The sequence below is a fragment of the Paenibacillus sp. FW126-R14 genome (genome assembly GCF_058789495.1).
Genome location: NZ_JBYTBS010000011.1, coordinates 1 through 12,432, shown reverse-complemented (window position 1 = coordinate 12,432; position 12,432 = coordinate 1). Strand labels below are relative to the sequence as shown.

General features: G+C 45.9%; 14 protein-coding genes and 1 riboswitch. Of the genes, 2 read left to right on the top strand and 12 right to left on the bottom strand.

The features are described 5' to 3' along the window. Window positions 1–56 precede the first annotated feature (56 nt). Window positions 57–198: riboswitch (cobalamin riboswitch) on the bottom strand. A 65-nt stretch (window positions 199–263) separates the two neighbouring features. The 11 genes from AC3WRW_RS10190 to AC3WRW_RS10140 form a co-directional block, all read right to left on the bottom strand. After that, on the bottom strand, window positions 264–794 hold the full coding sequence (locus tag AC3WRW_RS10190; protein WP_492546207.1) for a hypothetical protein: 531 nt from the start codon (window positions 792–794) through the stop codon (window positions 264–266). A gap of 59 nt (window positions 795–853) precedes the next feature. Continuing rightward, window positions 854–1,120 (bottom strand): aspartyl-phosphate phosphatase Spo0E family protein, encoded by a 267-nt coding sequence (locus tag AC3WRW_RS10185; RefSeq protein WP_492546206.1) that lies wholly within the window; start codon window positions 1,118–1,120, stop codon window positions 854–856. 67 nt (window positions 1,121–1,187) lie between these two features. Further along, window positions 1,188–2,393, bottom strand: a complete 1,206-nt coding sequence (locus tag AC3WRW_RS10180) for an aminotransferase class I/II-fold pyridoxal phosphate-dependent enzyme (protein ID WP_492546205.1) — start codon at window positions 2,391–2,393, stop codon at window positions 1,188–1,190. A gap of 15 nt (window positions 2,394–2,408) precedes the next feature. Further along, window positions 2,409–2,900, bottom strand: coding sequence for an Lrp/AsnC family transcriptional regulator (locus AC3WRW_RS10175; protein ID WP_127457313.1), 492 nt, complete (start codon window positions 2,898–2,900; stop codon window positions 2,409–2,411). A gap of 176 nt (window positions 2,901–3,076) precedes the next feature. Continuing rightward, the gene (locus AC3WRW_RS10170) at window positions 3,077–3,373 is read right to left on the bottom strand and encodes a hypothetical protein (protein WP_492546204.1); all 297 of its coding nucleotides are present in this window, start codon (window positions 3,371–3,373) and stop codon (window positions 3,077–3,079) included. Window positions 3,374–3,518: 145 nt separating this feature from the next. Continuing rightward, window positions 3,519–4,442: a cysteine synthase A gene (cysK, locus tag AC3WRW_RS10165; RefSeq protein WP_492546300.1), complete on the bottom strand. Its 924-nt coding sequence runs from the start codon at window positions 4,440–4,442 to the stop codon at window positions 3,519–3,521. 68 nt (window positions 4,443–4,510) lie between these two features. Continuing rightward, window positions 4,511–5,824, bottom strand: a complete 1,314-nt coding sequence (locus tag AC3WRW_RS10160; RefSeq protein WP_492546203.1) for an MFS transporter — start codon at window positions 5,822–5,824, stop codon at window positions 4,511–4,513. A gap of 119 nt (window positions 5,825–5,943) precedes the next feature. Continuing rightward, on the bottom strand, window positions 5,944–6,444 hold the full coding sequence (locus AC3WRW_RS10155; RefSeq protein ID WP_492546202.1) for a hypothetical protein: 501 nt from the start codon (window positions 6,442–6,444) through the stop codon (window positions 5,944–5,946). Window positions 6,445–6,581: 137 nt separating this feature from the next. Further along, on the bottom strand, window positions 6,582–7,001 hold the full coding sequence (locus tag AC3WRW_RS10150; protein ID WP_492546201.1) for a DUF350 domain-containing protein: 420 nt from the start codon (window positions 6,999–7,001) through the stop codon (window positions 6,582–6,584). Window positions 7,002–7,114: 113 nt separating this feature from the next. Further along, a complete protein-coding gene (locus AC3WRW_RS10145) occupies window positions 7,115–7,795 on the bottom strand; it encodes a PspA/IM30 family protein (protein ID WP_492546200.1) in 681 nt (226 codons plus the stop codon). Window positions 7,796–7,929: 134 nt separating this feature from the next. After that, window positions 7,930–10,290: an endonuclease MutS2 gene (locus AC3WRW_RS10140; RefSeq protein WP_492546199.1), complete on the bottom strand. Its 2,361-nt coding sequence runs from the start codon at window positions 10,288–10,290 to the stop codon at window positions 7,930–7,932. Window positions 10,291–10,538: 248 nt separating this feature from the next. Here AC3WRW_RS10140 and AC3WRW_RS10135 point away from each other — a divergent pair, with 248 nt between their 5' ends. Together AC3WRW_RS10135 and AC3WRW_RS10130 are read left to right on the top strand one after the other, a co-directional pair. Next, window positions 10,539–10,907, top strand: a complete 369-nt coding sequence (locus AC3WRW_RS10135; protein WP_492546198.1) for a phage holin family protein — start codon at window positions 10,539–10,541, stop codon at window positions 10,905–10,907. Between the two features lie 199 nt (window positions 10,908–11,106). Further along, window positions 11,107–11,493, top strand: coding sequence for a cupredoxin domain-containing protein (locus AC3WRW_RS10130; protein ID WP_492546197.1), 387 nt, complete (start codon window positions 11,107–11,109; stop codon window positions 11,491–11,493). 61 nt (window positions 11,494–11,554) lie between these two features. Here AC3WRW_RS10130 and AC3WRW_RS10125 read toward each other — a convergent pair whose 3' ends face one another. Next, window positions 11,555–12,076 (bottom strand): transposase, encoded by a 522-nt coding sequence (locus AC3WRW_RS10125; protein WP_492546299.1) that lies wholly within the window; start codon window positions 12,074–12,076, stop codon window positions 11,555–11,557. Window positions 12,077–12,432: the final 356 nt, after the last annotated feature.

The following is a 12,432-nucleotide window of genomic DNA, read 5'->3' as shown; positions in this document are numbered from 1 at the left end:
CGTTCAGCAACCTGCCGGTCACTTCCTGATTTAACGCGATCCTTTTCCTCGAAGGATGTCGTAACGGCACCATGGCAGGTATCCTGACTTTCCGGCAAAATTTGACCTTCCGGATTACAGTGGCGGGACCGCGCCGGACTTTAACCGGCTTCCCTTTTAAGCGGCAAATGGTTCGAAACACTCGCGCGTTTGCTGAATTCGTTTGCCGGCACCAATGGCTGTATATTGGACACTCAATCTATTTGTCGATTATAGACGTCTTGCTACTTTTGTGCAATCACTTTAAGCACTTGCTTTGCTTCTTCCAGCTTCGGCGCATTGACAGGAATGAAAGCAACAAGCCCTTTGCCTTCAAAGCCTTGTTCCTTCATCCACTTGTTTCCTGCGAGCGGAATTCCATACAGATGCTTCTCTGCAGGCTTGCCCTCTTCTGCAATTTCGATGACCCCGTCCGGGTAATCCTCAGGCTTGATCGTTTCGTCCAAAGAAACGAATCCAGCTTGGCTGCTCAATCCCTTGAACTGCTCGTCCGCCAAAATAAAGATGCCGTTGCCTCCTGCCGCCAGCTCGACGATCATTTTCTCCATAGAGAAAATAGGCGATGTATTCAGCTTGATGGTAGGAGTCTCACCGATCTTCGATTTTAACGACGCCTCAAGCTTCTCTCCTGCGTCGCTCGGGAAACCATTTTGACCCATAACAAATATAGACACATCCGGCTTCGGTCCGCCGCACCCCGCCAGCAGCACCATAAGCGTCGACATCAGCATTACCAACAGCAATTTCAATTTCATGTTGTAAAAGTACCTCCGTATGATCTAAATATATCGATAGTCGCGAGAAAAGCCGGTTTTCACCGACTTTTCTTTCCATCATTCATATATTCATTTATTTTGAGATCAAGTATCGTACTGAGTTCTACGACGGAATCCGATGTCATTTCTTCCCCGTCAAGAACCATCTGCTCCAGCCTGCGCCGCAGAGAATGTATCTCTTCTTCCAGTAAGTTCAGGGAGTTACGTCTCTTAGCATGCTTAGTCAACCAACGTTGTCCGAAATCTTGTTCATTAATTTGCATATGTTTTCGATAGGTAGATAGTTGGTATTCCAAAAAAGCCATGCTCATCCCTCCTTACTACAAGAATACCAGCTTTCAGCCATAATGAACATAGATTTTTAGAGTAGAATTACAATTTTCTCAGAAATTTTCCGATTCTCTCCAGTGCTTCATTCAGTTGAGAAACGCTGTAGGCATAAGAGCAGCGCAGGAAGCCTTCTCCGCCTAATCCAAAGACATCTCCCGGTACGGCAGCGACTTTAGCTTCGAACAAAAGCCTCTGGGCAAATTCATCTGAAGTTAGCCCTGTAGCGCTAATACTTGGGAATGCATAGAAAGCTCCTTGTGGTTCATGACACTCAAGTCCGATGTCGCGAAAACCCTTGACCACCAAACGTCTCCGTTGATTATAAGACTCTATCATGCGGTCTTTCTCTTCCAAACCATTCGTCAAAGCTTCATGCGCGGCAACCTGACCCATAACCGGTGCGCACATGACGGTATATTGATGGATTTTGGTCATAGCCGAAATAATTTCTTGATGACCGCAGGCATAGCCCATTCTCCAGCCTGTCATCGCAAAAGCTTTGGAGAACCCGCTAACCAAAATCGTACGGTCCTTCATACCGGGAACAGCCGCAAAGCTCACATGTTTCTGGCCATAAGTCAATTCCGCATAAATTTCATCCGAAATGACGATAAGATCGTTCTCTTCCACCACTTTAGCAATCGGCAGCCAGTCCTCATAAGTCATGATACCGCCTGTCGGATTGCTCGGATAGCACAGAATTAAAATTTTGGAACGCGGCGTAATCGCATCGCGAAGCGCCTTCTCCGTTAGCTTGAATTGATCCTTAGCGAAGGTTTCGATTCCGACGGGAACACCTCCGCTAATACTTGTAATTGGCGAGTATGAAATATAGCAAGGCTCCGGAATCAAAATCTCGTCTCCCTGAGTGACCAAGGCACGCAGGGCCAAGTCAATCGCTTCGCTGCCCCCGACGGTCACTAAGACTTCGTTCGACGGCTCATATTTCACCTTAAATGACGTATGCAAATATTCGGCAATGGCTTCACGAAGCTCAGGAATACCTGAGTTTGGCGTATATTTGGTTCTGCCACGCTCCAAGGAATACACCGCAGCCTCACGGACGTGCCACGGGGTAGAGAAGTCCGGTTCGCCAACGCCGAGAGAAATAATATCATCCTTGCTGTTGTTTACCAAATCAAAAAACTTCCGAATGCCTGAAGGCTTCATTTCACGTACGGCAGGTGCAAGATACTCCTGCATCGATTTTACTTTGCTCGGCTCTATAATTGTCTCATTTTTGATCATGGCGATACCTCTTCCTTACGGAGAGACCAGCATCCGATGATCATCTGCTTGATCCTCGAAAATGATGCCGTCTTGTTTGTATTTTTTTAAGATAAAATTCGTTTTGGTTGAAAGCACGCGATCAATCGGCGATAGTTTGTTAGATACGAAAGAAGCGACTTGTTTAAGGGAATGGCCTTCCACTTCAACAAGTAAATCATATGCGCCCGACATAAGATACACGGACTTGACCTCTGGATATAAGTAAATCCGTTCCGCAATTGCGTCGAACCCGCGTCCGCGTTCAGGCGTAATTTGCACTTCAATCAGGGCAGTAACCTTTTCGTCATCCACTTTGCTCCAATTTACGACTGTGGCGTACTTGACGATGACCTTATCCGCTTCCATCTCGCTTATCGCTCGCGCCACCTCGTCCTCCGCCGTTCCTAGCATTGTGGCGATGAGTTCCGCACTCCGGCGGGCGTCTTCTTTCAGTAGTTCGAGAATTTTAAGCTTCAAAGCATCCATGGTTAACCAACCTTTCTGTAATCGTATTCGTTCATCCTTTAATCTTACAATGAATTGCTGTCCTAATTCAATTACTCCGCTCACCTAATTTTCAGATAATTTGTGTATAATCGAAGTTTCCCGCGAAAAAACCAAAAAAGCCGCCTGAGACGAGGCAGCTTCATAAATGTAACGGGTTAGGATTGCGCGTGAACGATACCAAACTTGGATTCGGCTTTCAACAATTTGGACACCATATGCTCGATTTCACGATGTTCATACGCAGGACGCACATGAATGCTGGGCTCCATGGCCAAGCAGCCGATTCCGACGAGCGTATCTTCATCGTAAACTGAAATCACATATTGGGTTTGGAGACTGTCCCAGTTCACTTGGTTTTTCGCTCCGGTTTTTATGCATTCATTTGTATATGTTTGTATAAACTCATGTAATTGTTCATTTTCCGGATATGCATTAATATAAGCTAATTTCAAGATAATCCACCTTTCTAAACACGTGTTATTACTTCTATAATTATACTCAACCATGAATTTTTATTCAACATTTTTCTTGTAAAACAGAAAAAAATACGGCATCAAGGATGATTACATCCCATTGGCCGTATTTCCAGCATGTCAATTACTCAAAAAGGTCCATACTCAAATATCTTTCACCTGTATCCGGTGCGATGCAGAGCACCCTTTTCCCCGCTCCCAGCTTGCGGGCAACCTGCAGCCCCGTCCAAACCGACGCGCCGGCAGAAGGGCCCACGAGGATGCCTTCTTTGCTGGCCAAGTCCCTCATTGTTCGAATGGCATCGTCATCGGCCACCTGAACGATATGATCGTAGACACTTGTGTTCAAAATAGCCGGCACGAAGCCCGGGCTCGTCCCCACAAGCTTGTGAGGGCCTGGACTTCCTCCGGATAATACAGGAGAACCTTTAGGCTCCACCACATAAATCTGAATATCCGGCAGCTTCTCACGGAGCGCCTCGCCCGTTCCGGTGATCGTTCCGCCGGTGCCTGAGGTTGCGACGAAGGCATCCAGACGACCTTCCATTTGCTCCAAAATCTCAGGAGCCGTCGTGACCCGGTGAATGCTCGGATTCGCCGGATTCTCGAACTGCTGAGGGATATAGCTGTTCGGGATTTGATCCCTCAGCTCTTTCGCTTTGGCGATAGCGCCAGGCATCCGCAGTGCGGCTGGAGTAAGCACGACCTCTGCCCCATAAGCCTTGAGCAGATTGATTCGTTCTTTCGTCATATTATCCGGCATGATGAGAATCGCTTTATAGCCTTTGGCTGCGGCATTCATCGCCAAGCCAATCCCTGTATTGCCGCTCGTCGGCTCAATAATCGTCGCCCCGGGGCGGAGCTGCCCGTCTTTCTCCGCCTGCTCGATTAAATTAAATGCTGCACGGTCTTTCACACTGCCGCTTGGGTTAAAATACTCAAGCTTCACATACAATTCCGCATCGCCAGGCTCAACCAGGCGGTTAATACGTACCGCAGGCGTATCGCCGATCAGCTCTGTGATGCTGTTCACCATTTTTTTATGCATCAAGGGTTGCCCCCTCCTCTTCCCATTACAAACTCTATTCACATTTTTATCGGGAAGATCCTGAGATGTCAAGATTTAAATACGGAGAGCTGCCTTTTCATAAAATACCAACTAAAAAGCGTGGAGCTGCCAATCAACAACAAAAGCATATTAATAACCCATGGCGCCTTGCTCCAAGAAATCACAATAATAAACAAAAGAACGCCGCAGACCCTGCCAACATTCAAAGCAAGCTCACGGAGCACGATATACTCCTCCCTTTGCTTGGCGCTTTCTTCCGTCGAGCCAATCAGATCGAATACGGCTGAAACCATAGGCACGGAGTACATCGGGAAGAAGAGTGCAGACCCTAAACCAAAAATAAGCAAAGTGCTGTAACTCATCTTCCAGAAAAAAGGAACAATAATCGCCACCACCATAGCCGCACCGATCAACATACTAACATTGCGAAAACGCGGCTTAATAAACCGGCCTGCTGCCCAAAAACTGACAAGCGACACGGCCGAGGTCATCAGCACAAAATTTCCTAAGCTCGCTTCGCTCGAAGTGGAAATATAGACGAGCAGCGCAATCATAAAGCCGAAGACGCCTTCCCGTACTCCTTGAAAGACCAAAGCCAAGCTTACGCGCTTCCATGGTGTTTCCGCTTGCCGAAGGCTTCGAATGGGGAACATCCACTCGTACTTCCCTTGAACTTTTCTCTTTTTCAAAAAAAAGCTTATGATAACACCTAACAGAAAGATCCCTAGCGAGATTGAAAAGATCAATCGGTAGCCTGCAACATCCCCCAAGCTAACGATAAGCAGCCCCGAAATCCATGGGGCGATGATGCCTGCGCCTGATCCGAGCAGTCCTACAGAGCCGTTGAATCGATCGCGATTGTCAGGGTCCGTAACTTCAAAATAAACAACATTAAAGGCAACCCAGAACAACCCTGCAGAAATTCCTTGCACGATGCCCAGCCAAACGAAATAATGAAAACTATTTGCGCCCAGCCACAAAACCAGCATATAAAAAAGTGCCGAAACGGCGACACCTATGCGCAGACAATTCATTTTATTATGCTCCTTCACCCATTTCCCTGCTAACCAGAAGGTGACGGCCATCGTTAAATGGGTTGCTAATGTAAACCACCCGATTAAAGCGTAGTCATTTTTCGCCTTCCACAAATAAACCCCGACGAAAGTCCCCGATAAGGCATTAGCGCTGCCAAATAGCGTATGAACGATAAGCAAAAGAATCGCCTGTGCATCCAAACGGCCTTTTTTATGCGACTTGCTGTCCTGAACAGGTTGTTTACCGCGGCCTTCAAAATAATTGCTTCTCTTGCTCTCACTTGCTTTACCGGGATGCGTTCCCTGCATATGATGATCGTTTTGCATACTTCTCCTCGCCTTTCCCCGTGGATAAGAAATAGCTCTAGTTAAGCTTCCCCAATCGAGTGAAAATATGAGGTTTTTCCATACAAAAAACCGAATCCCTTAAGGACTCGGTTGTCTGCTTACTCCGATTTAATGCGTTCGACCATAAGTAAACGGTCTGTATCCGATAAGATTTTCTCAACTTTAAAACAGGAAGGACAAACATACACATTCACCGTGAAAGGGCCTGTCAGGAAGGCACTTCCCAACGTTTTGGGGATTTTCGGCGTGAAGGAGCTCTCGCTCACGACCTCATTCCCGGCAAGCAGCAGCAATTCATGACAGCTGGAACACTCAGGCGCTTCTTCCTGCTCGTCAGTGATATGCTGCACCTTTTCCCCGTACTTATCAAGCGGCTCATCCGAGTCATCCCATGCTAAAGACAGATCTTCATCGGCATCGGGATATTCCTGGTCTTGGAAGCGCAGCGGCTGACCTGTCAGCTTCACCTTCAAGTCAATACTGCGATAATCATTCAACTCGTTAAAGCAATGTGGACATTCATCCTCAGGTCCAATCTCAGGATCCCATACAATTTCCGTTTGACACCAAGGACAAACAACTTCTTCGTTCGCACTCATTACATAATCCTCCATCTATCGCATTCAAGCAAATTTCATTAAATAATATATCCCTGCCGCCATAAATACAAATGCAATGGCAAACAAGGTGCCCCACAGGTATTTCATGTTCAAGCCTCCAAGAAATATGTATGATTCTAAGTTACACAAGCGCCCACTACATAAGAAAGGGAGCCGGATAGCATCATGGACAGGAAACCTACAGCGCGGTTATCTTTTTTGATTTCATCATCAATTTTAAAATAAGGCGTCAAAAACTCAAAAATAAAGTAGGCAACCAGCAGCAACAAAAATCCGAAGCCTGCCCAAATGAGAGAATGAATCATGGTGTCATTGTTCAAAATAGCAAACCGGAACAAGTTACAAATCCCAAAAATCTTCCCGCCTGTCGCCATGGCGACAGAGAGGTTGCCTTTTTTGATCTCAGCCCAATCATCATATTTAGTGACCATTTCAAAAATCGTTAAAAAGACCACAAGCGCGATGACCGCAACGGCAAAAAAAGCAAGCGTCGATAAATACGGATTACTCAGCAACACATCCACCTCTTCATTCATATCGTCTCCTGCCTTCCTTCCATTCAGAGAAATTAAACATCGTTTAAAGATCCCTATATACGGTAGAAGAGACTGAGTTGGCTCAGTCTCTCGCAGGTGCTATTAGTATATCATTAAGATTGTTTTTTTTCAGCAAGCTTTGCTTTCATCGCTGCCAATTCATCGTCAATGGCGCTTTTACCAGCACCAAGTCCGTCAAGTTCGTCGTCCAAGCTGCGGTTCTTAGCGCGAATCTCACCGCTTGCTTGCGCTTCTGCTTCCATTTGAAGCACTTTCTCGCTCATGCGGTCAAAGCCCTTAGCTGCATTGTCCGTACCAAAACCAGACATCGCTTGATTGATTTGCTTTTGTGCTTTCGCCGTTTCCGCGCGCGCAATCAACAAATCTTTCTTGTTTTTCATTTTGTTGAATTCGTCTTTCATCTCGGACAATTGACCGCGAAGCTGATCCGCATTTGTTTTGGCAAGATCATATTGGCGTTTCAATTCATCATAACGGCCTTGGTGCTCTTTCTTATCTTCCAACGCGCGGCGGGCCAAATCTTCATTGCCTGCTTCAAGAGCTTTCATCGCTTGCTCTGTGCGTTTGGTCACCATTTCTTCCGCTTCTTCAACCTGAAGCTTGAATTTCTTCTCGATGGCAATTTGCTTAGCTACGGCAGATTCTGCTTCCAAAATATCTTCTTCCATGTCACGCAAAAACTGATTTAACATTTTAACCGGGTCTTCCGCTTTGTCCAGCAGATCATTAATCGAAGCCATTGTCATGTCACGAAGTCTTTTAAAAATTCCCATTTTGAAATCCTCCCAAAATTTAACTTTTTTTTATAATTGGTGTTGCGTTTTCTTTTCTAATCACCGGTGCTTACACTCATTAAATACGCAAACCCCAAGCTTGAGTTTCAAAAATTTTGAAAAAAAATTAGAAGTCATTTCAATTCGACAACGGTAACCCCGGCTCCGCCTTCGTTGTAGTTCCCCATCCGGTAACTTTTCACGTGTTTGTGACGGCGCAAATATTCCTGCATGCCTGTGCGCAGCACACCTGTTCCTTTGCCATGAATCAAATACACTTGGCCCAAATTGCTCAGGAAAGATTCGTCAAGGAAGCGGTCTGCCTCAACTAACGCTTCCTCCATGTTCAGCCCGCGCATATCCAGTTCCATCCGAACGCTGTCATCCCTTGTCCGTTTGACGGTAGTCGCCACTTGATGGACAGACTTTTTCTGAGCAGGGCTGCCGATTTTCTCGAGATTGGACAACTCGACCTTCATTTTCATAATCCCAAGCTGCACGGTTGCTTCCGTGGAGCTAACGATCTCAACAACGTGACCCTTCTGACCAAGGCTCACGACACGCACTTCATCCCCGGCCTCGATTCGCTCTGGCCGTTTCTTCGCTGCGCGAACCTGCTTCTCGCGCAGTTCAGGCGCCGCCTGATCGAGGCGGCGCTTCGCTTCAACCAGCCGGTGGTCCTTGACCCCGCCGGCTTCTTCCTGCGCCATGCGCCGCAATTCAGCGATGACTTCGTCCGCCTCGCGCCGCGCCTTGGTGACAGCCTCGCGCGCGTCGCGCTCGGCTTTCTCGAGCAGCTTATCGCGCTGCTCGTCGAACTTGAGTTGCTGCGCCTCCAGGGCTTTGCGCATCGCTTCCGCCTCGCGCCGCAGCCTCTCGGCGCTCTCGCGTTCCGCTTCGGCGACCAATCGGTTCTCTTCGAGAGACGCGATCATCGATTCCACGCGTTTTTCTTCTTCGCCTACTTGCGTGCGCGCATGCTCAATAATGCGGCGTGACAGACCAAGTCTTTCCGCAATAGCAAATGCATTGCTTCGTCCGGGTACACCAACAAGCAAACGGTAGGTGGGACTTAGCGTTTGTATATCAAATTCCATACTCGCGTTAATTGTGCCTCGCGTTTGGTATGCATAAGCCTTGAGTTCTGAATAATGGGTTGTTGCAATGATTCGGCAACCTATTTGATGGATATAGTCCAGTATGGAGATCGCCAAAGCTGATCCTTCGGCAGGATCCGTACCTGCACCGAGTTCATCAAGCAGAACTAAGCTCTTAGGCGTCATATCCCGTAATATGCTGATGATATTCGTCATATGACTTGAAAACGTACTTAAATTTTGCTCAATGCTCTGCTCATCCCCAATATCCGCATAAATGGCATCAAATACACATAGCTGACTGCCTTCTTCCGCGGGAACAAACAAGCCTGACATGGCCATCAAACTTAAAAGACCTACCGTTTTGAGAGACACTGTTTTGCCTCCCGTATTCGGTCCCGTCACAATGATTTGCGAGAAATCATTACCTAATTCCAAATCCAGCGGCACAACAATATCCGCCGCGATAAGCGGATGCCGGCCTCGTTTAATTTTAATGAATCCGCGGTCATTCAGCCTAGGCATTGTAGCTTTCAGTTCCCTGGCCAGCCCTGCTTTGGCAAACGTAAAATCCAAGTCAGCCAACTGATCCACATCATAAACAAGAACATCTACCTGCTCAGCGACAAGCTCGGTGAGAGCACGCAAAATCTTCTCAATTTCAGCTTCTTCCTTAAACTTAAGCTCACGAATCTTATTATTCAGTTGTACAATGGCATCCGGTTCAATATACAGCGTAGCACCCGAAGCCGATTGGTCATGAATCATCCCGCCAAAATTCGACCGGTATTCGGCTTTAACAGGAATTACATACCGGTCGTTGCGAATAGTGATCAACACATCCTGAAGCATTTTCTGCACGGACGAATTGCGGAGCATTTGCTCGAGACGCTCGCGCACCCTGCTTTCACCTGTACGCAGTTCGCTGCGCACACGTCCAAGTTCAGGGCTGGCGCTGTCAATTACAACTGCATTCTCATCGATGCAGCTATTAATTCTATCTTCTAATGGCTTATTCTCTGTAAGCAATTCAACCTGTTCCTTGAGCATCGGAATCGAATACTCTTCGTGAACGGCTAAAACAAATCGTTTGAGCCTGCGGGTTCCAAACATCGTCGTGGAAATATCCAACAATTCCGTCGGATTTAACATGCCTCCAATTCTGGCACGGTGCAAAGCTGCTCTTATATCCCTTATACCGCCAAATGGTGCGTTACCCTTTAAACGTTCCACATTGACTGCTTCATCGGTTGCTTGGAGACGAAGCTTAACAAGTTCAAAGTCGCCGTTTGGTTCAAGCTTCTGAGCAGCATCCTTGCCAAGGGAAGTAGCCGCATGATGAGCTAGTTTATGTAAAATCTTTTCGTATTCTAGAGTTTTAATTATTTTCTTGTTCAACTGTCCCAACCTCATTTCTACCCCTTATTATAAACCAAATCAGGTATGATTAGCTACGGAGACAATTGTTATATGGAAGATGCTACCTACCATAATCTGTTCGACAGGTGGATACACTAAGTTGTGCACCTGTTCCTTCTGCCAAAGGAATCGAAATAAATGTATAACACACCAAGCAAAATTCAACAAAAAATCATCTTTCTAGTTGTGAGAGAACTATTCTCATAGCAGAAAAAGGAGGTTCTTGAATGCATCTTCTAGGACATCTGGTTAGGTTTATTGTATCTGCTTTGGTATTAATGTTTGTGAGCTGGTTAGTTCCAGGCTTTCGGGTCGGAGGATTCTGGAGTGCGTTTTTCCTTGCATTGGTCATTGCCGTTGCTGCTTGGATCATCGAAGGAGTTTTCGGCAAACAGATCACTCCCTTTGGCAGAGGAATCGTAGGCTTTCTGGTAAGCGCACTAGTTATTTGGGCGGCCCAGTTTGTCGTAAGCAATGTATCGACGAGTGTTATAGGTGCGATTTTAGCCGCTTTAGTCATTGGAATAATCGACTTGTTCATCCCTGTGAAAACCCCTTTTGAACAAGGGATCACAGGAAGAGAAGAACGTCGATAACCTTATCAGTCTTCCCCCTGATATCCATGATAAAGCCCAAAAAAGATCGGTCTGCTGCGTATCCATTCGCCGGGCCGATCTTTTCTTTGTTCGCAACATTGAAACCTCTTTCACTAGTTTGTCACTGATTTTTCTAAATGAGTAATGTACAATTAAGAGGAAAACAAATACATTTTATATATCGGAGGGTATCCTAAGCATGAGAAAACTACTCATTCTATTAATGGGAGTTGCCATAGTCATTGCGATTACAGCATGCGGAAGCAAAGAAGCAAAACCCGCAGAAACAACGGCTCCTGCCACAACAACACAAGCTGCCGATGGTCAAAATATTGCTTTGAAAGCAACTAACTTCAAATTTGATCAAGCTGAATACCGCGTTAAAAAAGGTCAGCCTGTTACAATTACACTTGATAACTCTCAAGGCGTTCACGGTGCATCGATCAAAGAATTCAATGTAAAGCTGGATAACAGCAACAAAACGTTTACTTTTACCCCAGACAAAACGGGCTCATTTCCTATTACATGCTCAATCATGTGCGGAAGTGGCCATGCAAATATGAAATCAACTTTGATTGTTGAGTAACGAAAACTTTCATTCAATGCCTTATCGCGCAATCCCGCGGTAAGGCATTTTTAAATCTGTACTAGAACAATTGGTAGTACCTTAAATATACGGGATATAAATATACGGATAAGAAAGCATTCATCCACTTCCTAAACAAAATTTCCTCATCATACTTGATGTTCTTCGAATTTACGAAAATAAATTTGCAGAAACTCGTGATTTTTTTGCTCGAACTTTCTTGAACTGTACTTATACGTCTATACTCCTTAGTTAATGCTTGATGGATTTTCTCCAACATTAACTTAGCAGTCCGATAATTTACGTTCAACAGGCTCGCAAACGATCCAATAGTATAAGTCTCTTCTGCTTGAATTAGTGCTCGTATAGCTTTAAACCACAGCATCAAGGGCAATTTGGACTTGTGCATAACGGTCCCAGCCGTTAGAGATATTTGAGTACGGCATTCTTTACACTCCAATAAATTTCGAGTTTTTACTTTATAAAATAAATGATGGTCGCATTTCGGACAGCAAAAGCCATCTTCCCAACGTTTTTTCATCAAAAATCGCTCACAATCTTCCTCAGTTACGAAAGAGTCCACCACAGATTCAAAAACATATAAATTCACGGATATACCCCCAAACGCGAACGAACGTTAGTTCCTATATTTATATTATATCGAACATTTGTTTCCATGCAAAGTAAATTTTGTATTCTTCGAACATTGATTATGCCTTCAAACACTATTTTCTGTGCTATCTACAAAATGCGGGTCGATCCGATGCAGGGTAGGGGCTGTTGCTTGGGCGATGTTGCTTGAGGCTGGGGATATTGTGTGCGTGGTGTTGTTTGGGGCGGGGGCTGTGGCGTAAGCGGTGTTGTTTGGATGCTAGGGCTGTTACGTAAGCGGTATTGTTTGGGAGCTGGGGATATTGTGCGGGCGGTGTTGTTTGGGGG